The organism is Paracoccus yeei ATCC BAA-599 (genome assembly GCF_000622145.1).
Classification (GTDB): Bacteria; Pseudomonadota; Alphaproteobacteria; order Rhodobacterales; family Rhodobacteraceae; genus Paracoccus; species Paracoccus yeei.
The window spans coordinates 368811-392031 of record NZ_JHWH01000002.1 but is presented as its reverse complement, the minus strand read 5'-3'; the positions used below and the strand labels follow the sequence as shown (position 1 = coordinate 392031).

The following is a 23221-nucleotide window of genomic DNA, read 5'->3' as shown; positions in this document are numbered from 1 at the left end:
ATCGTCTGGGCCCTGATGGCCAAGGGCGGCGTCTACCAGTCTCCGGCCGCGGCGGCGTAAGCCGTCTGTCGGTCGCGAGGACGTCGGAGCGGAGGAGGGCAAGGAGCAGTTTGGCGCAACGGTCGTGAGACGGGATCGGGAGACCCAGGGTGCAACAGAGTGCCATCGAGCAGGGTGCAACAGAGTGCCATCGAGCACGCGGCTTTGATCTGGACCCGACCCGCGGACACCATACGGGCCCGCGGCATGACGATGGCCGCATCAGAGGCCGGACACATGTCGGCACCCGACACCGCGCCAACATCAGCTCCGAAGATCCCCCTTGCGCTTGGGGCGGTTACACATGTTCCACAAGCTGTTTGATGCGGCCCCCGGGCGATGCGGGGCGTCCTGTGGCAGGAGAGGGCGCGGGTGTCTCCGGCCCGCGCCCTCCTGAGTCGCTCGTTCACACCCCACCACAAGCATGGCCGAGCAACTTCCCTGGAACCTGAACCAGCGGCCCATACTGCCCTTTGGAGGAAAGGTCGTCGAGGACCGTAATCCAGAAAACTGTCACGGTACCGCGTCCGGCGCGTGCCCCCTTCGTGTCGCAGCCAAGGCCCTAATGTCCAGGCCGAACCGTTTAACCCAGGCCAGCTTACACCATCCTTGCAGGAATATGCATGATTGATCTGACCTGACGTTGCCCTGACCGAAACTCGTGATCCCAGGCTGTACCAGGAATGTTACTGTCTGGAAGCTTCCCCAGCGTCAAGGGACATCTGGATGGGGGTTCTTTTGTCTGCGTGAAGGCGCCTGCGGCCCGGCGGGACTGCGCTGTCGTTTCTGGGGCCCGCATGGCATTTGCCGTTGCCTGCCCCGGCCTGCGGGGCTATCGCAGGCGAAAAAGGGGCGCGCAAGGGATGAGCTTCAACAGTTTCGGCCGGGTCTTTACCTTCACCACCTGGGGCGAAAGCCACGGGCCGGCCTTGGGGGCGACGGTGGACGGGTGCCCGCCGGGGGTGGCCTTGGACGAAGGCTTCATCCAGCAGTTTCTGGACCGGCGCCGGCCGGGGACGTCGAAGTTCACCACCCAGCGGCAGGAGCCGGACCAGGTCCGCATCCTGTCGGGCACCTTCGAGGGGCGCACCACCGGCACGCCGATCCAGCTGATGATCGAGAACACCGACCAGCGCAGCAAGGATTATGGCGAGATCGCCCAGGCCTTCCGCCCGGGCCATGCCGACATCGCCTATCACCTGAAATACGGGATCCGGGACTATCGCGGCGGCGGGCGCTCCAGCGCGCGGGAAACGGCCGCGCGCGTGGCGGCGGGGGGCGTGGCGCAGGCGGTGCTGCGCGACCTGGTCCCAGGTCTGCGGATCACCGGCTATATGGTCCAGATGGGAACGCTGCACCTGGACCGCTCGCGCTTCGACGCGGACGAGATCGGCAACAACCCGTTTTTCCTGCCCGACGCCCGGGCGGTCCCCCAGTGGGAGGATTACCTGAACGCCATCCGCAAGGACCAGACCAGCGTCGGCGCGGCGATCGAGGTGCTGATCCAGGGCTGCCCGCCGGGCTTGGGCGCGCCGGTCTATGCCAAGCTGGACACCGATCTGGCGGCGGCGATGATGTCGATCAACGCCGTCAAGGGCGTCGAGATCGGCGAGGGCATGGGCGCCGCCGCGCTGACCGGCACCGAGAACGCCGACGAGATCCGCATGGGCAACGAAGGCCCCCGGTTCCTGTCGAACCACGCGGGCGGCATCCTGGGCGGCATCTCGACCGGGCAGGACATCGTCGTGCGCTTCGCCGTCAAGCCGACCAGCTCGATCCTGACGCCGCGCCAGACCATCAACCAAAGGGGCGAGGAGATCGAGCTGATCACCAAGGGCCGTCACGACCCCTGCGTCGGGATCCGCGCCGTGCCCATCGCCGAGGCCATGGCGGCCTGCGTGATTCTGGATCACCTGATGCTGGACCGGGCGCAGACCGGCGGCGTTCGGGGAACCATCGGCTGATTTCCAAAGTTTTTTCCGCGATCCGTTAAGAACCGTTAACGGATCGCGCATTGTCGCACTCCTGTCACATTCCAGTCGCATAAGCGTCGCAGCCCGGCACTAGAGCGTCGGGCAGGCCGATCCCGGCCCCCAAGGAACTGTCAGGAGTGATCCTATGAAATCCGCGAAACTCGCCGTGTCGGCACTTGCCATGATCGCCGCATCGGCGACGCTTGCCTCGGCCCGCGACCAGATCCAGGTCTCTGGCTCGTCCACCGTGCTGCCCTATTCGACCATCGTGGCCGAAGCCTTCGGCGAAAACTCCGACTTCCCGACGCCGGTCGTGGAATCGGGCGGGTCGTCGGCCGGCCTGAAGAAGTTCTGCGAAGGCGTGGGCGAAAACACCATCGACATCGCGAACGCCTCGCGCCCGATCAAGGAATCGGAAATCGAGGCCTGCAAGGCTGCCGGCGTGACCGACATCATGGAAGTCCGCATCGGCTATGACGGGATCGTCTTTGCCAACGACACCGCCGGCCCGGATTTCGCCTATACCGCTGCCGACTGGTTCAACGCGCTGGCCGCCCAGGTGGTCAAGGACGGCAAGGTCGTCGCGAACCCCTATACCAAGTGGAACGAGATCCGCCCGGAACTGCCCGATCAGGAAATCCTGGCCTTCGTGCCCGGCACCAAGCACGGCACCCGTGAAGTGTTCGAGGAAAAGGTGATCCACGCCGGCTGCAAGGAATCGGGCGCGGAAGATGTTCTGGTCAAGGAACTGGGCGAGGAGAAGGGCGAGGAAGCCTGCGGCGCGCTGCGCACCGACGGCAAGTCGGTCGACATCGACGGCGACTATACCGAGACGCTGGCCCGCATCCAGTCGGCCAAGAACGGCATCGGCGTCTTTGGCCTGTCCTTCTATGAAAACAACACCGACAAGCTGAAGGTCGGCACCTTCGGCGGCGTCGCCCCCTCGACCGAGACCATCGCCAAGGGCGAATACCCGGTGTCGCGTCCGCTGTTCTTCTACGTCAAGAAGGCGCACCTGGGCGAGATTCCCGGCCTTGAGGAGTTCGTCCAGTTCTTCGTCTCGGACGAGATCGCCGGTCCCGACGGCCCGCTGGCCGCCTATGGCCTGGTCGCCGACCCGGAACTGGCCGCCACGCAGGAAGCCGTGGCCGCCGGCAAGACGCTGACGAACTGAGCCCTTGGGGCGCGGAGCCAAGGCTCCGCGCCTGTCTCCTGTCCCTCCCCATCCGAGGCTCACATGCCCGTCACCTGGACCCTTCTGATCGTCCTGGCCCTGGCAGCCGCCGGTTTCTACCTTGGCCGCTCGCGCGCTCTTGCCGCGGCCCAAGGCGACAGCCGCAAGCTGCATTCGCGCACCAGCTATTACGGCTGGAACATCGCCCTGTTCACCGCTGTGCCTGCCCTGTTTCTGATCGCCATCTGGAGCTTTGCGCAGCCCGACGTCAATCGCACGGTCCTGGCGGGCGTCGCCCTGATCCTGGCCGCCGCGGGCATGGCATGGTCGCTGTCGCGCACCGCACCCGATTTCCGGGCCCGCAACGTGGTCGAAACCTTCGTTCGCTTCCTGCTGATCCTGTGCTCCAGCATCGCGATCCTGACCACCGCCGGGATCGTGCTGTCGATGCTGTTCGAGACCGGGCATTTTTTCCAGCAATACCCCTGGCAGGACTTCCTGTTCGGCACCACCTGGTCGCCCCGCTTCGGCGGCGGCTCGCAACTGGGCATCCTGCCGCTGGTCTGGGGCACGCTTTACATCTCGCTGATCGCGCTGGCCGTCTCGATCCCGATCGGGCTGTTCGCGGCGATCTACATGTCGGAATACGCCTCGCCCCGCCTGCGCAGCATCGCCAAGCCCGCCATCGAGGTGCTGGCCGGCATCCCGACCATCGTCTACGGCCTGTTCGCGCTGATCACCGTGGGCCCGATGCTGCGCGACTATTTCGCCCAGCCGCTGGGCTTGGGCAGCTCGGGGTCGTCGGTGATGACGGCGGGTCTGGTCATGGGCATCATGCTGATCCCCTTTGTCAGCTCGCTCAGCGACGACATCATCAACGCCGTGCCGCAATCCCTGCGTGACGGCGCGCTGGGCCTGGGCTCGACGCCCTCGGAAACCGTGCGCAAGGTGGTTCTGCCCGCCGCCCTGCCGGGCATCGTCGGCGCCGTCCTGCTGGCCGCCAGCCGCGCCATCGGTGAAACCATGATCGTCGTGCTGGGCGCCGGCGCAAGCGCCCAGATGAGCCTGAATCCCTTCGAGGCGATGACCACGATCACCGTCAAGATCGTCAGCCAGCTGACCGGCGACACCGATTTCGCCGCGCCCGAGACGCTGGTGGCCTTTGCCCTGGGGATCACGCTTTTCATCGTCACGCTGGGGCTGAACATCGTCGCGCTCTACATCGTGCGCAAATACCGGGAGCAGTACGAATGACCGAGGCAAGCTTTCCCGCCGCCGCGCCCCATGCGCAGGGTTCGCTGCTGGCCGCAGACGAGCGCACGCGCAAGCGCAACGCCGCCGAGGCCCGGTTCCGCGCCTATGGCCTGTCCGCCATCGCCATTTCGATGATCGCGCTGGTCGTGCTGCTGTTCTCGATCTTTTCGGACGGCATCGGCGCGTTCCGCCAGACCTATCTGGAAATCCCGGTGACCCTGGACGCGGCCCAGCTGGACAAGTCCGGCAACCGCGATCCCGAGGAGATCAAGAAGGTCCTGACCCTGACCTATGGCAAGATCCTGGAGCAGTCGCTGCGTGCGGTGATCGCCGACAAGGGCATCGCCATCGAGGGGCTGACAGACAAGGACGTGTCGAACCTGATTTCCAAGGAAGCGCCGGCCCAGCTGCGCAACCGCGTGCTGGCCGATCCCGAACTGGTCGGGCAGACGGTGCAGGCGCGGGTGCTGACCAATGGTCGGATCGACGGCTATTACAAGGGCCGCGTCACCATGGAAAGCGCCGCGCGTGACGCCAACACCTCGGTCGCGCAGCTGCAGCTTGCCAATGCGCTCAAGGATCAGGGGCTGCTGGCCACGGAATGGAACTGGTCGTTCCTGACCATGCCCGACAGCTCGGACCAGCGCCCCGAATCGGCGGGCGTCGGCGTCGCCATCCTCGGCTCGCTCTACATGATGCTGGTCGTGCTGCTGCTGGCCGTGCCCATCGGCGTCGCAGCCAGCATCTATCTTGAGGAGTTTGCCCCCAAGAACCGGCTGACCGACATCATCGAGGTGAACATCTCGAACCTGGCCGCGGTGCCGTCCATCGTCTTCGGTATCCTCGGCCTGGCAGCCTTCATCAACTTCGCCGGCCTGCCGCAGTCGGCGCCCATCGTGGGCGGCCTGGTGCTGACGCTGATGACGCTGCCGACCATCATCATCGCGACGCGCGCCGCGCTCAAGGCGGTGCCGCCCTCGATCCGCGATGCGGCGCTGGGGGTGGGGGCGTCCAAGATGCAGTCAGTGTTCCACCACGTCCTGCCGCTGGCGCTGCCGGGCATCCTGACCGGGACCATCATCGGCCTGGCCCAGGCCCTGGGCGAAACCGCACCGCTTCTGCTGATCGGCATGGTCGCCTTCGTCAAGAACCTCCCGGCCGCCCCGCCCGAGGGGCTGTTCGATCCCGCGTCGGCCCTGCCGGTCCAGGTCTACAACTGGACCCAGCGCGCCGACCCCGCCTTCATGGAACGCGCCTCGGGCGCCATCATCGTGCTGCTGGTCTTCCTGCTGTCGATGAACCTTATCGCCATCTTCCTGCGCCGCAAATTCGAGCGCCGCTGGTAAACCCGGAAGGAGTTACCAATTATGAACGACATGAGCATTGTGGAGCGCGGCGTGACGCAGCAGGAGATCAAGATTTCGGCCCGCAAGGTGCAGGTCTATTACGGCGACAAGCACGCCATCAAGGATGTCGACGTGGACATCCTGGACAAGACCGTCACCGCCTTCATCGGGCCGTCGGGCTGTGGCAAGTCCACCTTCCTGCGCTGCCTGAACCGGATGAACGACACCATCGACATCAGCCGGGTCGAGGGCAAGATCACGCTGGACGGCGAGGACATCTACGACCGCCGCGTCGACCCGGTGCAGTTGCGCGCCAAGGTCGGCATGGTGTTCCAGAAGCCGAACCCGTTCCCCAAGTCCATCTATGACAACGTGTCCTATGGCCCGCGCATCCACGGCCTGGCGCGCAACCGCGCCGAACTGGACGAGATCGTCGAAAAGGCGCTGCGCGGCGCCGCGCTTTGGAACGAGGTCAAGGACCGGCTGCAGGACCCGGGCACCGGGCTTTCGGGCGGCCAGCAGCAGCGCCTGTGCATCGCCCGCGCCGTGGCGACCCAGCCCGAGGTGCTGCTGATGGACGAGCCCTGCTCGGCGCTGGACCCCATCGCGACCGCCCAGGTCGAGGAACTGATCGACGAATTGCGTTCGCAGTTCTCGGTCGTGATCGTGACCCACTCGATGCAGCAGGCCGCCCGCGTCAGCCAGAAGACCGCCTTCTTTCACCTGGGCAATCTGGTGGAATACGGCAGCACCGACGACATCTTCACCAATCCGCGCGATCCGCGGACGGAAAGCTACATCTCGGGCCGCATCGGCTGAGCCTGAAGGGGATCTGACATGAACACCGAACGCCATATCCTGTCGGCCTTCGACAGGGATCTGGAAACCGTGCAGGCGCTGGTCGTCAAGATGGGCGGCATGGTCGAAAGCGCCATCCACGACGCCGCCAATGCGCTTGAAAACCGCGACGAGGAACTGGCCGAGGCCGTGCGCCGCCGCGACAGCGCCATCGACCAGCTGGAAACCCAGATCAACGAAGAGGCCGCGCGGCTGATCGCCCTGCGCGCGCCCCGCGCGACCGACCTGCGCACCGCGCTGACCGTCATCAAGATCTCGGCCATCCTCGAGCGGGTGGGCGATTACGCCAAGAACATCGCCAAGCGCAGCCATGTCCTGGTCCACATGCCGGCCGTCGAGGGCGCGGGCATGGCGCTGCGCCGCATGTCCGCGACCGTCGAGGGCATGATGAAGGACGCACTGGACAGCTATATCCAGCGCGATGCGGCGCTGGCCGCCGACGTCCGCCGGCGCGATCTGGAAGTCGACCAGATGTACAACGCCCTGTTCCGCGAATTCCTGACCTACATGATGGAAGACCCGCGCAACATCACGCCCTGCATGCACCTGCATTTCATCGCCAAGAACATCGAGCGGATGGGTGATCACGCGACCGGGATCGCCGAGCAGGTGATCTATCTGGCCACCGGCGAACTGCCCGACGACGCCCGCCCGAAAAGCGAAAGCGTTACCCGGGCCAATCTGAACGAAGGCGAGGACTGAGCGATGGCCCAGGCGCAACCCTGTGTTTTGGTCGTCGAGGACGAGGGCGCGCAGCGCGAGGTTCTGAAATACAACCTCGAATCCGAAGGCTTCTCGGTCGTCATGGCCGAGAACGGCGACGAGGCCATGCTGCTGGTTGCCGAGGAACAGCCCGACCTGATCGTGCTGGACTGGATGCTTCCCAACGTCTCGGGGATCGAGATCTGCCGTCGCGTCAAGGCCGACCCCCAGACGCGCCAGATCCCGATCATCATGCTGTCGGCCCGCTCCGAAGAGGTGGACCGGGTGCGGGGGCTGGAAACCGGCGCCGACGACTATGTGGTCAAACCCTATTCGGTCGTCGAACTGATGGCGCGGTTGCGCACCCAGCTGCGCCGCACGCGTCCCGCCTCGATGGGTGAACGGCTGAGCTTTGGCGACATCATCCTGGATGCGGGCGAACACCGGGTGTTTCGCGGCGGCCAAGCCCTGCATTTGGGACCGACCGAATTCCGCCTGCTGTCGACGCTGATGGAGAAACCGGGCCGCGTCTGGACGCGCGAGCAGCTTCTGGACCGGGTCTGGGGCCGCGACATCTATGTGGATACCCGCACCATCGACGTGCATGTGGGACGCTTGCGCAAGGCGCTGATGGCGAATGGCGGCGACAATCCGGTGCGCACCGTGCGCGGAACAGGATACGCGCTGGGGTGACGGACCCCCGGGCGACGGTCAAGACCGCCGCCCGGGGGTTTCCTATTGCTGTTCCAGCAGGTCGGTGATGCGGCGCACGGCGACGCGGCGGTTCTCGCGCTCGGCCCCGTCGGTCGGAACCAGCAGGAACTGTTCGCCATAGCCCTGCACCACCATGTTTTCCGGCGGCACCTGATAGTATTCCGTCAGCGCGAGCGCGACCGATTCGGCCCGGCGATCCGATAGCGCTAGATTTTCCGCGCTGGAGCCGACCGCGTCGGTATAGCCCTCGATCATGTAGACCTCGTTCGGGTTCTGGTCGATCGAGTCGCGGATCACCTTGCCCAGCGAAGCCAGTTGTTCCGCCTGCGAAGCCGCCAGCGCGGCCGAGCCGCTGTCGAAGGTCACCTGCGGCAGGTTCACCGGCGCCACCAGCGAGCGCACCTCGGGGATGTCGCGGATCTGGCCCAGCGTAAAGCGTCGATCGGCCGCGCTTTCCTGCAGCAGGGCGTTGCGCAGTTCCGTCTCGTTCAGCGGTCGGGTGGTGTATTCGACCGGAACCGGCGCCGGCAGGGTCGAGATCTGGACTGGCCGCACCTCGGTGTTGCCGATCAGACGGGTTTCCGTTCCGTTCGGATGAATCAGGGTGCGGCGCAGGATGTTCATGTCCGCATCGCGGATCGTCACCACCCGGCTGCCATCAGCACGCAGCACCGTTGTCCGGGTCGAGCCGTCGGCGAATTGCTCGGTCTGCACGTCCGACCCCGGGCGGTAAAGCAGCGCGTTGTCGTCGCGGACGATCTGCTGGCTTCCGTCGGGCAGGGTCAGCACCGCCCGGTCGCCGGTGTTCAGCGCGACCTGGCGATTGCCGGACAGCATCTTGCCGACCGCAAAACCGGCGGCGCCTGCCAGCAGAAGTTTCGCGATGTCGCTGCCGTTGTCGTCATCGTCGTCGCGGCGGGCCAGGTCACGCTCGCGCTCGTCCAGCCGGCGCTCATCCTCGCGCAACTGGCGCTCGCGGCGTTCCAGATCGCGCAACTCGGCGGGGCTCAGGTTGCGGCGGTCGCCGGGGCGGAGCCCATCCCTGATTCGGGTGCCGAAGTCCTGGTCCGAGCGCCGGATGTTCTGTTCGGTGATCCGGCGCTTGATGACATTCTCCTGCGACTGGCGTTCGGCGGCGGCTGCCAGAGCCGCTGCCTTGGGCGGCGCGCTGCGTTCCGCCGCCCGTCGCGCAAGGTCGTTCGGCTTCACATCCGCCTCGGGCGCGCGCAGGCGGATCTCGCCATTGCTGCGCTGCAACTGACGCTGCAACTCCTCGCGGGTGCGGGGACGTTCGGGCGCTTCCGTGTCACTGGGTCGGCGCGGGTCAAGCGCTTGCTGGTTGCGCGCGGGCCGGGGGGCAGGCTGCTGCCCTTCGCGCTCGCGCTGCTCCATGACATTGCGAAGTGCGTTGGCATCCATCGGCGCCGGGCGCTGTTCGCGCGCACCGGGGGCCTGCTGACCGTCGCGATTGGCCGCGCGCGGCGGCGGGTTTTCACGACCTTCGCCACGCTGAGGCGCCGCGGGGCGGTTCTGCGGCGCCTCCGCACGATTCGGGGCAGGGCGAACGCCCGGTTGTTCGGGACGCGCCTCCCGCTGCGGCGCGGCTTGGTCCGCCGGCCGGCGGGGGTCCGGACGGGGCTGTTCGCGGGACGGGCGCGCATCATCACGCTGGCCCTGCGCGGCGCGCGGGGCCGGTGCGTCGTCGCTTGCGCGGCGGGGCTGGGCATCCCGGGCAGGCTGCTGCTGGCGCGGCTCGGCCTGCTGGCGCGCGCGTTGCTCCTGCTGGCGCTCGCGTTGCTGCGGTTTCGGCGGCTGGGCTTGGCGCTCGGGCTGCTGCACAGGCTGCTTGCGGGGCGGCTGGCCCTCGCGCGCGGGTTGGCCCTGGGCACGTTGGGGCTGCTGTTCCGTCCGGGGGCGTTGCTGCTGGGCACGCTCGGCAGGTTGGGCGCGCTGCTGCTGGGCACGTTCAGGGGCCCGCTCTTTCTGGGCGCGTTCGGCCGGTTGGGCGCGCTGGGGCTGCCTTTCCTGGCGGTTCTGCGGCGCGGCCTGCTCCCGATGTTGCTGCTGGCGCTGTTGTTGTTGACGCTGCTGCTGCTGTTTTTGCTGTTGCTGCTGCTGGCGTTCCTCGGCACGGCGCTTCAGAAGCTCTGCCTCGCTCTGGGCCACGGCAAGCTGAGGCGACAGGATGCTGATGATGGCCACGATTGCAGTGGTCGTCTTGAAGATGCGACGCATGACGGTCCCTTTCCGCTGGACGCCTAGATACGCGTGCAAATCAACCATAACCGCCAGCCCCGGTTCCGGAACAAGGCCGTGACCGCCGCGTGAATGTGCGGAAATCTGCCAAGCGTCGGCGGCCCGGGTCAGCCTGTCACAAGCGCGATCCGGCCACCGGCCAGCCGCCTGACCTGACCCGCAAGTTCCAGCGACAGCAGGGCAGGGGCAAGGGTCGCGGCAGGCAGGCCCAGGTCGCGGATCAGCAGGTTTTCTTCGGTCGGGCTGGGGCTCAGCTTGGACAGGATGCGCGATTCAAGGCTGGCCGGACCGCCGGCGTCCGAAGGCAGGGGCCGGGCTGGCGCCTCGCGCCGCATGGCGTGGCCCAGCTGGGCCAGACGGCGGGCAACGGCCGCAGGTTGCAAGGCACCGGCCATGCCCTTGCGGGCTGGTGACGGGGCCGGTTCGGCGCTTTGCTGGACGGGCTGCGTGAGGGCAGGGTCGTGGTTCAGGGCCACCAGCACGTCGGCCGCGGCGCGGACCAGCAGCGCTCCGTCCCGGATCAGCGCATTGCACCCCGAAGCGCGCGCGTCCATCGGATGGCCCGGCACCGCCATGACCTCGCGCCCCTGGTCCAGCGCCGCTTTGGCGGTAATCAGGCTGCCCGAGCGGTGCGCCGCCTCGACCACCACGACGGCCTGAGACAGGCCCGAGATGATGCGGTTGCGGGCCGGGAAGTGGCGCGCCACGGGTTCGGTCCCCGGGGGCTGTTCGGTGATCAGCAGGCCCGTGTCGCAGATCGCCTCGGCAAGCGCGGTATTCTCGGCCGGATAGATCATGTCGATGCCGCCCGCCATCACGGCGATGGTGCCGCTGGGCAGGGCAGCCTCGTGGGCCACGGTGTCGATGCCGCGCGCCAGCCCCGCGACCACGACCGCGCCGGCCTGGGCCAGTCCCGCCGCCAGGCCGCGCGCCATGCGAAGCCCCAGGGACGAGGCATTGCGCGCCCCGATCACGGCGACGGGCAGCCGGCCCAGGACGCCGGCCTGACCCTTGATCCACAAGACGGGCGGCGCCTCGGCAATGTCGCGCAGGCGCGCGGGGTAGTCCGGTTCGTCCCAGGTCAGCAGCCGCGCCCCGGCGCGATGGCCGGCCGCGATCTCGGCCTCGGCGACGGCGACAGGGCAGGGCTGGTAGTCGCTGATCCCGGCGTCCTGGGCCATCCGGGGCAGGGCGTCCAAAGCCGCCTCGGCGCTGCCATGTTCGGCCAGCAGCCGGTGAAAGGTCGCCGGTCCGACCTTGCGCGAGCGGATGAGGCGCAGGGCGGCAAGCCCGCCGCCGTTCTGGGCGACTGAATTGTGGTGGGGGTCGAAAGAAAGCGGTCGTGCCATCGTTTCATGCTCCTTGCCTCATCCGGCAATGGTGATGACACGGCAATGGTTAAGATTCGGTTAGCCGCGCAGGGAAGGTCCTGCGCGGCTGCCAAGTCCCTGAAAACGATGAGGCTTCAGACGGCCGAGCCGCCGACCGTCAGCCCGCCGATCATCACCGTGGGCAGGCCCACGCCGACCGGAACCCATTGGCCCTGCTTGCCGCAGTTGCCGATTCCCGGGTCCAGCGACAGGTCGTTGCCGATGGCCTTGACCTGCTCCAGCGATGTGGCCCCGTCGCCGATCAGCGTGGCGCCCTGGATCGGGTCGCCGATCTGGCCGTTCCTGACGCGATAGGCCTCGGTGCAGGAAAACACGAACTTGCCGTTGGTGATGTCCACTTGCCCGCCGCCGAATCCCACCGCATAGATCCCGTCCCTGAGCCCGGACAGGATCGCCGCCGGGTCTTCGGACCCCGGCAGCATGAAGGTGTTGGTCATCCGCGGCATGGGCGCGTGGGCATAGCTCTGCCGTCGTCCGTTGCCGGTCGGTTCCACCCCCATCAGCCGCGCGTTCTGGCGGTCCTGCATGTAACCGACCAGGATGCCGTCTTCGATCAGCACGTTGCGCCCGGGGGCCGAGCCCTCGTCATCGACCGAGATCGAGCCGCGTCGGTCCGGGATGGTGCCGTCGTCGATCACCGTGACACCGGGGGCCGCCACCCGCTGGCCCAGCAGGCCGGCAAAGGCGGAATGGCCCTTGCGGTTGAAGTCCCCCTCCAGTCCGTGACCCACGGCCTCGTGCAGCAGGATGCCGGGCCAACCGGGGCCCAGGACCACGTCCATCACCCCGGCCGGGGCGGGGACCGAGCGCAGGTTGACCAGCGCGATCCGCAGCGCCTCGCGCACCTGGGCCTGCCAGTGCTCGGGCGCGATCAGCCCGTCCAGCGCCACGCGGCCGCCGCCGCCGGCATTGCCCGATTCGCGGCGGCTGTTCGATTCGACGATGACCGAGACGTTCAGCCGCGCCATCGGCCGGATGTCGGTGGCAAGCCCGCCCTCGGGGCGCAGGATCGCGATTTCCTGGACCGAGGTCGAGATGCTGGCCGAAACCTGCACCACGCGCGGGTCGAGCGCCCGCGCGAAGGCGTCGATTTCGCGCAGCAGCGCCACCCGGGCGGCAAAGCTGATGCCCTCGGCCGGGTCGATCGCGGCGTAAAGCGGGGCCATCGGCCCCGAGGGCGGCAGTGCGAGCGTGCCGCCGCCGTCGCCCACGGCCAGGCGCACGGTCTGGGCGGCCTTCTTCAGCGCGGCTTCGTCGATCTCGGTCGAATGGGCATAGCCCGTCACCTCGCCCCGGACGGCGCGCAGGCCGAAGCCCTGCTCGGCGTCATAGCTGGCGGTGCGCAGCCGGCCGTCGTCGAAGGCCAGCGTCTCGGCGCGCGAGCGTTCCAGGAACAGCTCGCCGTCGTCGGCCCCCGCCAGCGCACCTTGCAGGATACGCAGGGCGCGGTCGCGGTCCAGATGGGTCTCGAAGGGCGAAAAAGCCAGGTCGGTCATCGGAAAGTCCTTTGCCAGGAAGCCTCGACTAGGGGTTTTTTGGTCACAAGTCGATAGGTATGACTTGCCCGTGCGGGGAAGATATGGTTGTCAACCTTATACCGATGCCGGCTTTCCGGGGTGGAGGACCTGGGGGGCTGGCGGCACAGTAGGCAACGGGATGGGATAATGGCAATTGCGACGATGCGCCGCGCATGGGCGGCGGTGACTGGCCTTGGACTGGCGGCGGTGGCGGGGGCTCCCGCCTGGGCGCAGGACGTGCTGGGCGAGCTGCCCGTGATCGGCAAGCCCCATGCCCGCGGCATGGGCTTCCAGCCCGCCTCGAGCCCGCTGGCCCATGACCAGCAATGGCTGGACCATTTCGTGCTGTACATCATCACGGCGGTGACGATCTTCGTCTGCCTGCTGCTGCTGATCTGCATTGTCCGTTACAACCGCCGCGCGAATCCTGTTCCGGCGCGCTTTACCCACAACACGCCGCTGGAAATCGCCTGGACGCTGGTGCCGGTTCTGATCCTGGTGGCCATCGGCGCCTATTCGCTGCCGGCGCTCTTCCGCAGCCAGGAGATGCCCAACAATCCCGACCTGGTCATCAAGGCCATCGGGCACCAGTGGTACTGGTCCTATGAATATCCCAACGACGGCGTGGCCTTCGACGCGCTGATGCTGGAAAAGGACGCCCTGGCCGAGGCCGGCTATGCCGAGGACGAATATCTTCTGGCGGCCGACAACCCGGTCGTGGTCCCTGTAGGCAAGACGGTGCTGGTCCAGGTGACGGCGACCGACGTGATCCACAGCTGGACCGTCCCCGCCTTTGCCGTCAAGCAGGATGCGGTGCCCGGTCGCATTGCGCAGCTGTGGTTCTCGGTCGACAAGGAGGGCGTGTTTTTCGGGCAGTGCTCGGAACTGTGCGGCATCAACCACGCCTACATGCCCATCGTCGTGAAAGCCGTGAGCCAGGAGAAGTACGACGCCTGGCTGGCCGGCGCGAAAGAGGAATTCGCCGCCGACGCATCGGATTACCTGCCCGCCCAGCCGATCCAGCTGGCCCGGGCGGAATAAGGACGCCCCGTGACCGACATCAACGCATATGAAGGGCCCGCCGAGGCCGGGTTCGGAGACTATGTCGCGCTGCTCAAGCCGCGCGTCATGTCCCTGGTGGTGTTCACGGCCTTTGTCGGGCTGCTGGTCGCGCCGGTGTCGATGAATCCCTTCGTGGCCTTCTGCGCGGTGCTGTTCATCGCGCTGGGGGGCGGGGCCTCGGGCGCGCTGAACATGTGGTACGACGCCGACATCGACGCCGTGATGAAGCGCACGGCGGGGCGGCCGGTGCCCTCGGGCCGGGTGCCCCCGGGCGATGCCCTGGCGCTGGGGATCGCGCTGTCGGGCCTTTCGGTGATGATGCTGGGTCTGGCGGCGAACTGGTTCGCGGCGGGCTTCCTGGCCTTTACCATCTTCTTTTATGCCGTGGTCTATACGGTCTGGCTGAAACGCTCGACCCCGCAGAACATCGTCATCGGCGGCGCGGCCGGGGCGTTTCCGCCCATGATCGGCTGGGCCTGCGCCACGGGCGGCATCGGGCTGGAATCGCTGCTGATGTTCGCGCTGATCTTCTTCTGGACACCGCCGCATTTCTGGGCGCTGGCGCTGTTCATGAAAGAGGATTACCACAAGGCCGGCGTTCCCATGCTGACCGTGACGCATGGCCGTGCGGCCACGCGGCGCCACATCTTTGCCTATACGCTGGTGCTGGCGCCCTTCGCGCTGTGGCTGGGCTTCACCTCGGTCGGCGGGCCGCTTTACCTGGCGGTTGCGGTAGTCCTGAACGCGCTGTTCATCCTGGGCGGCTGGCGCATCCTGCGCCGGACCGAGGTCGAGGCCCAGGCCGACGGCTACAAGGTCGAAAAGGGCTATTTCCGCCTGTCGCTGTATTACACCTTCCTGCATTTCCTGGCTCTTCTGGTCCAGCATTGGCTTGGGGGATGGTGATGCTGCCAAGGGTCGAACACGAGTTGCACCACCGCCGCCGCAGCCGCAACGTCGGCCTTCTGGTCGTGCTGCTGGCCTTCGTGGCGCTGGTCTTCGGCCTGTCGGTGGTCAAGATCACCCAGGGCGACATGATGGAAGGGTTCGACCACCAGCCCCGCGCCTCGGTCCTGCCGCACGACCCGAACCCGCCGGCCCGCACCGCCCCCGTGGCCGCGCCCGGCACCCCCGGCGCCGAGCAGGGCGTCGGCACGTCACCCGGAGGAACGCCATGAGCACCCGGTCCAATGGCCGCACCGTCGCCATGCTGGCGGGCGTCGTCGTGGTGATGGGCGCGCTCAGCTGGGCGGCGGTGCCGTTCTACGACTGGTTCTGCCGCGTGACCGGCTATGGCGGCACGACCAACGTGGCCGCCCAGGGGTCGGACCACGTCCTGGACGAAACCGTGCGCGTCCGCTTCGATGCGAACGTCGATCCCGACATGGGCTGGACCTTCCGCCCGCTGCAGCACGACATGGTGCTGAAGATCGGCGAGAACGCTATCGCCTTCTACGAGGCGATCAACACCACCGACGAGCCCATCACCGGCACCGCGAGCTATAACGTGGCGCCCGACGTGGCCGGCTATTATTTCAACAAGATCCAGTGTTTCTGCTTTACCGAGCAGACCCTGCAACCCGGCGAGCGGATCGAGATGCCGGTCAGCTTCTTCGTCGACGCCGACATCGTGGACGACCGCGACGCGGGCCGGGTCCGCGACATCACGCTTTCCTATACCTTCCATCGGACCAAGGAGCCCCGGCAGGCGGCGCTTCGGACCGGCACGGACGAGACCACGAACTGAGCAACACGACGCAGCAACAGCGGAACGCAGCCATGGCCCATGTAAAGAACCACGACTATCAGATCCTTCCGCCCTCGATCTGGCCGCTCCTCGGCGCGATCGGCGCCTTCGTGATGCTGACGGGGGCGGTGGCCTGGATGAAGGGCATCACCTTCCTGGGCCTGCCGGTCGAAGGGCCGTGGATGTTCCTGATCGGGTTTGTCGCGGTGCTCTACGTCATGTTCGGCTGGTGGGCCGACGTGGTCCGGGAAGGCGAGTCGGGCGAGCATACCCCGGTCGTCCGCATCGGCCTGCAATACGGCTTCATCCTGTTCATCATGTCCGAGGTGATGTTCTTCGTCGCCTGGTTCTGGGCCTTCATCAAGAACGCGCTGTATCCGATGGGACCGGACAGCCCGATCAAGGACGGGGTCTGGCCGCCCGAAGGCATCGTGACCTTCGATCCTTGGCACCTGCCGCTGATCAACACGCTGATCCTGCTTCTGTCGGGTGTGGCCGTCACCTGGGCCCACCATGCCTTCGTCCACGAAGGCGACCGCCGGACCACGATCAACGGGCTGACCGTCGCGGTGATCCTGGGCCTGTGCTTTACCGCGCTGCAGGCCTATGAATACAGCCACGCCGCCTTCGGCCTGGCCGATACGGTCTATGCCGGCGCCTTCTTCATGGCGACGGGCTTTCACGGCGTCCATGTCATCATCGGCACCATCTTCCTGTTCGTCTGCCTGATCCGGCTCATGCGCGGGCAGATGACGCAGCAGCAGCATGTCGGCTTCGAGGCGGCGGCCTGGTACTGGCACTTCGTCGACGTGGTCTGGCTGTTCCTGTTCGTGGTCATCTATATCTGGGGCCGCTGATCCCGAACCATTCCCTGGACGGCGCGGGGCACCCCTCGCGCCGTTTTGCATGAGAGGGGCCGATGCGCCGCTATCTGTTTCCCCTGATCCTGGGCGTGCTGGGTTGCGCCATCCTGATCTCGCTGGGGGTCTGGCAGCTGCACCGCCTGGCCTGGAAGGAATCGATGCTGGCCGACATCCAGCGCAGCATCGAGGGCGCGCCCGCGCCGCTGCCGGCCGCGGTGGATCCGTCGATGAAATACCTGCCGGTGACGGTGTCGGGCACCACCACGGGGCAGGAAATCGACGTGCTGTCGGGCACGCGCGAATCCGGCGGGGGCTATCAGATCGTGTCCGCCCTTGTGACCGACGACGGCCGCCGCATCCTGCTGGACCGCGGGTTCGTCGATCAGGACCACAAGCGCGACCCACGCCCGCCGGTCCGGCTGGACGTGGTCGGCAACCTGCACTGGCCGCAGGAAAAGGGCTCGGCCACGCCGGCGCCGAACCTTGACCAGAACATCTGGTTCGCGCGCGATGTCCCTGCGATGGCCAAGGCCCTGGGGACCGAACCTGTGCTGGTCGTCGCGGCCGAGGTCCGGGGCGACGCGCAGGGCGTCGAGCCCATCCCCGTCGCCATCGAGGGCATCCCGAACAACCATCTCAGCTATGCCGTGCAGTGGTTCATGATCGCCGCGGTCTGGGCAGGGATGACAGTCGCGCTGATCTGGCGTATCAGGCAGCGTCAATACTAGAGGATCACGATGCGCTACGTTTCGACCCGGGGGCGGGCAGAGGTTCTGGATTTCGCGCAGGCCATGATGACCGGGCTTGCGCGCGACGGCGGGCTTTACCTGCCGGAAACCATCCCCACGCTTTCGGCCGAACAGATCGCGGCGCTGGAAGGCCTGCCCTATGAGGAGGCGGCGCTGCGCGTGATCGCGCCCTTTGTCGGCGACAGCTTCAGCCAGGACGAGCTCAGCGGCGCCATCGCCCGCGCCTATGCCGGGTTCGACCATGTGGCCCGCGCGCCGCTGGTGCAGCTGGCGCCGGGGCATCACCTGCTGGAACTGTTCCACGGGCCCACCATCGCCTTCAAGGACTTTGCCATGCAGCTGATCGGCCAGCTGTTCCAGATGGCGCTGGCAAAGTCGGGGCAGCGCGTCACTATCCTCGGCGCGACCTCGGGGGACACGGGCTCTGCCGCCATCGAGGCGTTCAAGGGCCTGCCCAACGTGGACGTGTTCATCATGTATCCGCACGGCCGCGTCAGCGCGGTGCAGCGCCGCCAGATGACGACGCCGGATGATGCGAACGTCCACGCGCTGGCCGTCGACGGCACCTTCGACGATTGCCAGGCCCGGCTGAAGGATCTGTTCAACGACCATGCCTTCCGCGACGCGGTGGGCTTGGCGGGCGTCAACTCGATCAACTGGGCGCGGGTGCTGGCGCAGATCGTCTATTACTTCACCGGCGCCGTATCCCTGGGCGCGCCGGGGCGTGCGGTTGACTTTACCGTGCCGACCGGGAATTTCGGCGACATCTTCGCGGGCTCGATCGCCAAGGCGATGGGCCTGCCCATCGGCCGGCTGGTGGTGGCGACGAACCAGAACGACATCCTGCACCGGGCGCTGTCGACCGGCGAATACCGGGTGGGCACGGTCGCGCCCTCGATCAGCCCGTCGATGGACATTCAGGTCAGCTCGAACTTCGAGCGCGCGCTGTGGCTGGCCTATGGCCGCGACGGCGCCGCCGTCAGTCAGCTGATGGACGAGCTGAAATCCGGCGGCTTCGCGATCAGCCAGGGCGCGCTGCAGGCCTTGCGCGAAACCTTCGCCTCGGGCCGCGTGTCCGAGGAGGAGACCAGCGCCATGATCGCCACGATCCGGGCCGAGACCGGCCAGGTGATCTGCCCCCATACGGCGGTGGGCGTGGCCGTCGCGCGGCAAAACCTGCGCCCGGGTGTGCCCATGATCACGCTGGCGACCGCCCATCCGGCCAAGTTTCCCGATGCGGTGCAGGCCGCCATCGGCCTGCGCCCGGACCTGCCGCCGCAGATGGCCGGCCTGTTCCAGCGCCCCGAGCGCAGCACCCGAGTTGAAAATGACGCGGAAAAGCTTAAATCGCTGATCCTTGAACGGAGGTCAGCTTGAACCAAACCCGCATCAGCACGCTGCCCAACGGGCTGCGTGTCGTCACCCGCGACATGCCCGGGCTTCATTCCGCCGCCATCGGCGTCTGGGTGAACGCCGGCTGCCGCGACGAGCGCGCCGAACAGAACGGCATCGCCCATTTCCTGGAGCACATGGCCTTCAAGGGCACGCCGACGCGCACGCCGCTTGAGATCGCCGAAGCTATTGAAAACGTGGGCGGCTATATCAACGCCTATACCTCGCGAGATGTGACCAGCTATTACGCGCGGGTACTGGCGGGCGATGTCGGCATGGCCTTGGACGTGATTTCCGACATCGTGCTGAACCCGATCTTCGACGCGCGCGAGATCGAGGTCGAACGCGGCGTGATCCTGCAGGAAATCGGCCAGTCGCTGGACACGCCGGACGACGTGATCTTCGACTGGCTGCAAGAGGCGGCCTATCCGGACCAGCCGATGGGCCGCACCATCCTGGGCCCGGCCGAGCGGGTCAGCCATTTTTCGCGCGATGACCTGTCGGGCTTCATCGGCGAACATTACGGGCCGGAACGCATGATCGTGTCGGCGGCGGGGGCGGTGGACCACGACCGCGTGCTGCGCCAGGTCGAGGCCATCTTCGGCCATCTGGCGCCGCGCGCCCGGACCGCGCGCGAACCCGCCCGCTGGCAGGGCGCCGAGACGCGGCGCGTCAAGAAGCTGGAACAGGCCCATTTCGCCCTGGCCTTCGAGGGGCCGGGCTATCAGGACCCGGATTTCTATGCCGCGCAGATCTGGACCTCGGCGCTGGGGGGCGGCATGTCCTCGCGCCTGTTTCAGAAGGTGCGCGAGGAACGCGGATTGTGCTATTCGATCTTTGCGCAATCGGGGTTCCACGACGACACCGGCATGGTGACGGTCTATGCCGGCACCTCGGCCGACCAGGTGGGCGATCTGGCCAATATCACCATCGACGAGATCCGCCGCTCGGCCGAGGACATGACCGAGGCCGAAATCGCGCGCGCCCGTGCGCAGTTGAAGGCCGGGCTGCTGATGGGGCTGGAAAGCCCGACCGGCCAGGCCGAGCGCATGGCCCGTTCGCTGGCGATCTGGGGCCGGGTGTCGGAGCCGGCCGAGGTCGCGGCGCGCATCGACGCGGTGACGGTCGAGGACGTGCGCGACCACGCCCAGCGGCTGATCGCGAACGCCCGCCCGGCGCTGGCGCTTTACGGCCCCGTCCGAGCCGCGCCCAGTCGCGACAGGCTGGCCGAGAGGCTCGCCGCCTGATGTTCCTGCGCCACCGTCCGCCGTGTCTGGAAACCGAGCGGATGGTGCTGCGCTTGCCCGTCCATGGCGATCATCTGGCCTGGGCGCAGCTGCGCGCCGAAAGCCGCGCCTTCCTGGCCGCGTGGGAGCCCGTCTGGGCGGCGGACCACCTGACGCGGCGCAGCTTTACCCATCGCGTCTATTGGGCGCGGCGGGCCTGCCGGAACGGCAATGCGCTGCCGCTGTTCCTGATCCGGCATGACGGCACGCTGCTGGGGGCGATCACGCTGGACAACATCCGGCGCGGCCCGGCGCAATCGGCGACCATCGGTTACTGGATTGGCCAGCCCTTTGCCCGCCAGGGCTATATGCGCGAGGCCATCGGCGCCTTGGTCAGCCACGCCTTCACCGCCATGGACCTGAGCCGGATCGAGGCCGCCTGCCTGCCCGAGAACCTGGCCTCGCGCGGGGTGCTGGAGCGCTCGGGCTTCAAATACGAGGGCGTCGCGCAAAGCTACCTGCAGATCAACGGCCGCTGGCGCAACCATGTGCTTTACTCCAACCTGCGCCACGACCGGCGCGGCAAGACCGAGGTGCGCTGATGCATGAGCCCGCCGACGATGCCCTGGCCGCGCGCCTGCCGGCGGGCGTGCTGCGCGATGTCGCGCCGGCCTATCTGGAGGAACCGCGCGGTCGCTATGTGGGCCGGGCGGGGCTGGTCGCGGCGCCGCGCACCACCGACGAGGTCGCGGCTGTGGTCCGCGCCTGCGCCGAGACCCGCGTGGGCATCGTGCCGCGCGGCGGTGGCACCGGACTGGTCTCGGGGCAGGTGATGCCGGATGGTCCCGCGCCGCTGATCCTGTCGCTGGAGCGGATGACCGCCCTGCGCGGTGCCTGGCCCGAGGAAAACGTCCTGGTCGCCGAAGCCGGCATGACCCTGCAGGCCGTGCGCGACGCGGCCGAGGCGGCCGGCCGGCTGTTCCCGTTGTCGCTGGCTAGCCAGGGGACGGCGGCCATCGGTGGCTGCCTGGCGACCAATGCCGGCGGCGTCACGGCGCTGCGCTATGGCAGCGCCCGGGCGCTGTGCCTGGGGATCGAGGCGGTCCTGCCCGACGGCTCGGTGGTCCACGACCTCAAGCGGCTGCGCAAGGACAACACCGGCTATGACATCCGCGACCTGCTGATCGGAGCCGAAGGCACCCTGGGTATCATCACCGCCGCCAGCCTGAAGCTGGTGGTGCCGCCGCCGAACGTGGGCGTGGCGATGTTGCAGGTGCCCGACCCCGCGGCGGCGCTGACCCTGCTGGCGCTGGCCGAGGGCCGGATGGCGGGCGGCGTCACCGCATTCGAGCTGATCGGCGGCCAGGGCCCGGCCTTCCTGGCCGAAGTCCTGCCCGAGATCCGCCAGCCCCTGCCGGGCGCCGACTGGTCGGTGCTGATCGAGGTCGGCCTGCCCGAAGGGCTTGCCCCCGACGCCGCGCTTGAAGGGCTTCTGGTCGATGCGATGGAGCGCGGCCTGGTTCTGGACGGCGTCATCGCCCAGTCCGGCCAGCAGGCTGCGGATTTCTGGTCCTTGCGCGAACACATCCCCGAGGCGAACCGACGCATCGGCGCCATCGCCAGCCATGACATCAGTCTGCCCTTGTCGGAAATCGCCGGCTTCATCCGCGACGCGGGCGCCGCGCTGGCCGGACATGGCGTCAGGATCAACTGCTTTGGCCATCTGGGCGACGGCAACCTGCACTACAACCTGTTCCCCGCCGCCGGACGGCAGCGCGGCGACTATGATGCCAGCCGCAGTGCCATGTCGCGGCTGGTGCACCAGATGACGGTGGATCGCGGCGGCTCGTTTTCCGCCGAGCATGGCATCGGGCGGTTGAAAGTGGCCGAGCTTGCCGAATGGGCCGATCCGGCCCGGCTGGCGGCCATGCGCGCGATCAAGCGCGCGCTCGACCCTATGGGCATCATGAATCCGGGCGCGGTTCTTTCAGCAGGGGCGTAAGCCGCGCCCGCAGGTGGTCCAGATATGCGGTCAGCCGCGGCGGGATGAAGGGCTGCGGCAGGTACAGCGCCTGGATGTCCAGCTGGGGGCCGGGGAAATCCGCCAGCACCCGCTCCAGCCGCCCCTCGGCCACATCGCCCGCGATGACAAAGCGCGGGACGATACCCAGCCCGTCGCCCTGCAGCACCAGCCGGCGCACGCCCTGGGCGCTGTTCAGCGTGACGCGGCCGGGCAGCGGGACGCTGGCCGCCTTGCCGTCGACCACGAAGGTCGCCCGGTGGGCCGAGGCGGCGTTGCTGTCGCGGATCATCTGGTGGTCGCGCAGCGCGTCCGGGTGTGCGGGCCGGCCGTGGCGATCCAGATAGGCGGGGCTGCCCACGACCCAGCTTTCGGTGCCGCCGATGCGTCGCCCGATCAGGCTGGAATCGCCCAGCACGCCGATGCGCAGCGCCAGGTCGAAGCCCTCGGCCGCCAGATCCACATAGCGGTCGGTCAGGCGCAGGTCGATGCTGACGCCGGGGTTCTGCGCCAGGAAGTCGTGGGTCAGGACGCTGACGAACATCTCGCCGAAGGCGACGGGGGCGGTGATGCGCAGCCTGCCCGTCAGGGTGCCCTGGTCGGCGCGGGTCTGGGCGTCCAACTCCTCGACCGCCGATAGGACGCGCCGGGCGGCGGAGAGGAAGCGTTCCCCCGAAGGTGTCAAGGACAGCGCGCGCGTGGTGCGATTGAGAAGCGTGACCCCCTGCTGCCGCTCCAGCGCCGCGACATATTTGCTGACCAGCTTGTTCGAGATGCCCAGCCGCTGCCCTGCCCGGGTAAAGGACCCCGCATCGACCACCGAGACGAAGGCGCGCAGCCCGTCGATCCGATCCATTCCATTTGCTCCGCCATGGCGACAATATGTCGGCGAATATCGAAGTTTTCGCGACAATCGCCAAGCCTTATTTGGGCTGGCA

Annotated in this window: 22 protein-coding genes; 18 read left to right on the top strand and 4 right to left on the bottom strand. The window is 67.6% G+C overall.

The features are described from left to right. Positions 1 to 902 precede the first annotated feature (902 nt). The 7 genes from aroC (at position 903) to phoB (ending at position 8039) form a co-directional block, all read left to right on the top strand. The gene (aroC, locus tag BU28_RS0104115) at positions 903 to 2003 is read left to right on the top strand and encodes a chorismate synthase (protein WP_028718332.1); all 1101 of its coding nucleotides are present in this window, start codon (positions 903 to 905) and stop codon (positions 2001 to 2003) included. Positions 2004 to 2157: 154 nt separating this feature from the next. After that, the gene (locus BU28_RS0104110) at positions 2158 to 3186 is read left to right on the top strand and encodes a substrate-binding domain-containing protein (protein WP_028718331.1); all 1029 of its coding nucleotides are present in this window, start codon (positions 2158 to 2160) and stop codon (positions 3184 to 3186) included. 63 nt (positions 3187 to 3249) lie between these two features. After that, complete coding sequence (gene pstC / locus BU28_RS0104105; RefSeq protein ID WP_028718330.1) at positions 3250 to 4440, top strand: phosphate ABC transporter permease subunit PstC; 1191 nt, start codon at positions 3250 to 3252, stop codon at positions 4438 to 4440. Beyond that, complete coding sequence (pstA, locus tag BU28_RS0104100; protein WP_028718329.1) at positions 4437 to 5786, top strand: phosphate ABC transporter permease PstA; 1350 nt, start codon at positions 4437 to 4439, stop codon at positions 5784 to 5786. The genes pstC and pstA overlap by 4 nt, the downstream gene beginning before the upstream one ends. Before the next feature lie 21 nt (positions 5787 to 5807). After that, the gene (gene pstB / locus BU28_RS0104095) at positions 5808 to 6605 is read left to right on the top strand and encodes a phosphate ABC transporter ATP-binding protein PstB (protein WP_028718328.1); all 798 of its coding nucleotides are present in this window, start codon (positions 5808 to 5810) and stop codon (positions 6603 to 6605) included. 18 nt (positions 6606 to 6623) lie between these two features. Further along, positions 6624 to 7346, top strand: coding sequence for a phosphate signaling complex protein PhoU (gene phoU, locus BU28_RS0104090; RefSeq protein ID WP_028718327.1), 723 nt, complete (start codon positions 6624 to 6626; stop codon positions 7344 to 7346). A 3-nt stretch (positions 7347 to 7349) separates the two neighbouring features. Continuing rightward, positions 7350 to 8039 (top strand): phosphate regulon transcriptional regulator PhoB, encoded by a 690-nt coding sequence (phoB, locus tag BU28_RS0104085; RefSeq protein WP_028718326.1) that lies wholly within the window; start codon positions 7350 to 7352, stop codon positions 8037 to 8039. A 42-nt stretch (positions 8040 to 8081) separates the two neighbouring features. Here the strand turns inward: phoB and BU28_RS26210 are convergent, their stop codons facing one another. Then, positions 8082 to 9317, bottom strand: a complete 1236-nt coding sequence (locus tag BU28_RS26210) for an OmpA family protein (protein WP_233144997.1) — start codon at positions 9315 to 9317, stop codon at positions 8082 to 8084. Positions 9318 to 9392: 75 nt separating this feature from the next. Here BU28_RS26210 and BU28_RS26205 point away from each other — a divergent pair, with 75 nt between their 5' ends. Further along, positions 9393 to 10322: a hypothetical protein gene (locus BU28_RS26205; protein WP_233144996.1), complete on the top strand. Its 930-nt coding sequence runs from the start codon at positions 9393 to 9395 to the stop codon at positions 10320 to 10322. 101 nt (positions 10323 to 10423) lie between these two features. Here the strand turns inward: BU28_RS26205 and dprA are convergent, their stop codons facing one another. Continuing rightward, a complete protein-coding gene (dprA, locus tag BU28_RS0104075; protein ID WP_081791263.1) occupies positions 10424 to 11665 on the bottom strand; it encodes a DNA-processing protein DprA in 1242 nt (413 codons plus the stop codon). Positions 11666 to 11781: 116 nt separating this feature from the next. Next, a complete protein-coding gene (gene tldD / locus BU28_RS0104070) occupies positions 11782 to 13203 on the bottom strand; it encodes a metalloprotease TldD (RefSeq protein WP_028718323.1) in 1422 nt (473 codons plus the stop codon). 168 nt (positions 13204 to 13371) lie between these two features. Between tldD and coxB the strand changes: the two genes are divergently transcribed. The 10 genes from coxB to BU28_RS0104020 all read left to right on the top strand — a co-directional run bounded on the left by coxB (position 13372) and on the right by BU28_RS0104020 (position 22265). Next, positions 13372 to 14265, top strand: a complete 894-nt coding sequence (coxB, locus tag BU28_RS0104065) for a cytochrome c oxidase subunit II (protein ID WP_260502667.1) — start codon at positions 13372 to 13374, stop codon at positions 14263 to 14265. Between the two features lie 9 nt (positions 14266 to 14274). Beyond that, the gene (cyoE, locus tag BU28_RS0104060; RefSeq protein ID WP_028718321.1) at positions 14275 to 15192 is read left to right on the top strand and encodes a heme o synthase; all 918 of its coding nucleotides are present in this window, start codon (positions 14275 to 14277) and stop codon (positions 15190 to 15192) included. Then, the gene (locus BU28_RS0104055; RefSeq protein ID WP_028718320.1) at positions 15192 to 15464 is read left to right on the top strand and encodes a hypothetical protein; all 273 of its coding nucleotides are present in this window, start codon (positions 15192 to 15194) and stop codon (positions 15462 to 15464) included. Before cyoE ends, BU28_RS0104055 begins: the two co-directional genes overlap by 1 nt. After that, the gene (locus tag BU28_RS0104050; RefSeq protein WP_028718319.1) at positions 15461 to 16033 is read left to right on the top strand and encodes a cytochrome c oxidase assembly protein; all 573 of its coding nucleotides are present in this window, start codon (positions 15461 to 15463) and stop codon (positions 16031 to 16033) included. Before BU28_RS0104055 ends, BU28_RS0104050 begins: the two co-directional genes overlap by 4 nt. 32 nt (positions 16034 to 16065) lie before the next feature. Beyond that, a complete protein-coding gene (locus BU28_RS0104045) occupies positions 16066 to 16890 on the top strand; it encodes a cytochrome c oxidase subunit 3 (protein ID WP_028718318.1) in 825 nt (274 codons plus the stop codon). A gap of 62 nt (positions 16891 to 16952) precedes the next feature. Further along, positions 16953 to 17624, top strand: coding sequence for an SURF1 family protein (locus BU28_RS0104040; protein WP_028718317.1), 672 nt, complete (start codon positions 16953 to 16955; stop codon positions 17622 to 17624). Between the two features lie 9 nt (positions 17625 to 17633). Beyond that, positions 17634 to 19022, top strand: a complete 1389-nt coding sequence (gene thrC, locus BU28_RS0104035; protein ID WP_028718316.1) for a threonine synthase — start codon at positions 17634 to 17636, stop codon at positions 19020 to 19022. After that, entirely contained in the window at positions 19019 to 20284 is a 1266-nt protein-coding gene (locus BU28_RS0104030) for a M16 family metallopeptidase (protein WP_028718315.1), read from the top strand. The genes thrC and BU28_RS0104030 overlap by 4 nt, the downstream gene beginning before the upstream one ends. Beyond that, the gene (locus BU28_RS0104025) at positions 20284 to 20865 is read left to right on the top strand and encodes a GNAT family N-acetyltransferase (protein ID WP_028718314.1); all 582 of its coding nucleotides are present in this window, start codon (positions 20284 to 20286) and stop codon (positions 20863 to 20865) included. Before BU28_RS0104030 ends, BU28_RS0104025 begins: the two co-directional genes overlap by 1 nt. Beyond that, positions 20865 to 22265, top strand: a complete 1401-nt coding sequence (locus tag BU28_RS0104020) for an FAD-binding oxidoreductase (protein ID WP_028718313.1) — start codon at positions 20865 to 20867, stop codon at positions 22263 to 22265. The genes BU28_RS0104025 and BU28_RS0104020 overlap by 1 nt, the downstream gene beginning before the upstream one ends. Here the strand turns inward: BU28_RS0104020 and BU28_RS0104015 are convergent. Further along, positions 22228 to 23139, bottom strand: a complete 912-nt coding sequence (locus BU28_RS0104015) for a LysR family transcriptional regulator (protein WP_028718312.1) — start codon at positions 23137 to 23139, stop codon at positions 22228 to 22230. The genes BU28_RS0104020 and BU28_RS0104015 overlap by 38 nt on opposite strands. Between the last annotated feature and the right edge of the window lie 82 nt (positions 23140 to 23221).

Bases quoted from the DNA above. Each gene is read 5' to 3' on its own strand.
- aroC (WP_028718332.1), top strand. From the start codon at position 903: ATGAGCTTCAACAGTTTCGGCCGGGTCTTTACCTTCACCACCTGGGGC.
- BU28_RS0104110 (WP_028718331.1), top strand. From the start codon at position 2,158: ATGAAATCCGCGAAACTCGCCGTGTCGGCACTTGCCATGATCGCCGCA.
- pstC (WP_028718330.1), top strand. From the start codon at position 3,250: ATGCCCGTCACCTGGACCCTTCTGATCGTCCTGGCCCTGGCAGCCGCC.
- pstA (WP_028718329.1), top strand. From the start codon at position 4,437: ATGACCGAGGCAAGCTTTCCCGCCGCCGCGCCCCATGCGCAGGGTTCG.
- pstB (WP_028718328.1), top strand. From the start codon at position 5,808: ATGAACGACATGAGCATTGTGGAGCGCGGCGTGACGCAGCAGGAGATC.
- phoU (WP_028718327.1), top strand. From the start codon at position 6,624: ATGAACACCGAACGCCATATCCTGTCGGCCTTCGACAGGGATCTGGAA.
- phoB (WP_028718326.1), top strand. From the start codon at position 7,350: ATGGCCCAGGCGCAACCCTGTGTTTTGGTCGTCGAGGACGAGGGCGCG.
- dprA (WP_081791263.1), bottom strand. From the start codon at position 11,665: ATGGCACGACCGCTTTCTTTCGACCCCCACCACAATTCAGTCGCCCAG.
- tldD (WP_028718323.1), bottom strand. From the start codon at position 13,203: ATGACCGACCTGGCTTTTTCGCCCTTCGAGACCCATCTGGACCGCGAC.
- coxB (WP_260502667.1), top strand. From the start codon at position 13,372: ATGGCAATTGCGACGATGCGCCGCGCATGGGCGGCGGTGACTGGCCTT.
- BU28_RS0104055 (WP_028718320.1), top strand. From the start codon at position 15,192: ATGCTGCCAAGGGTCGAACACGAGTTGCACCACCGCCGCCGCAGCCGC.
- BU28_RS0104050 (WP_028718319.1), top strand. From the start codon at position 15,461: ATGAGCACCCGGTCCAATGGCCGCACCGTCGCCATGCTGGCGGGCGTC.
- BU28_RS0104045 (WP_028718318.1), top strand. From the start codon at position 16,066: ATGGCCCATGTAAAGAACCACGACTATCAGATCCTTCCGCCCTCGATC.
- BU28_RS0104040 (WP_028718317.1), top strand. From the start codon at position 16,953: ATGCGCCGCTATCTGTTTCCCCTGATCCTGGGCGTGCTGGGTTGCGCC.
- thrC (WP_028718316.1), top strand. From the start codon at position 17,634: ATGCGCTACGTTTCGACCCGGGGGCGGGCAGAGGTTCTGGATTTCGCG.
- BU28_RS0104025 (WP_028718314.1), top strand. From the start codon at position 20,284: ATGTTCCTGCGCCACCGTCCGCCGTGTCTGGAAACCGAGCGGATGGTG.
- BU28_RS0104020 (WP_028718313.1), top strand. From the start codon at position 20,865: ATGCATGAGCCCGCCGACGATGCCCTGGCCGCGCGCCTGCCGGCGGGC.
- BU28_RS0104015 (WP_028718312.1), bottom strand. From the start codon at position 23,139: ATGGATCGGATCGACGGGCTGCGCGCCTTCGTCTCGGTGGTCGATGCG.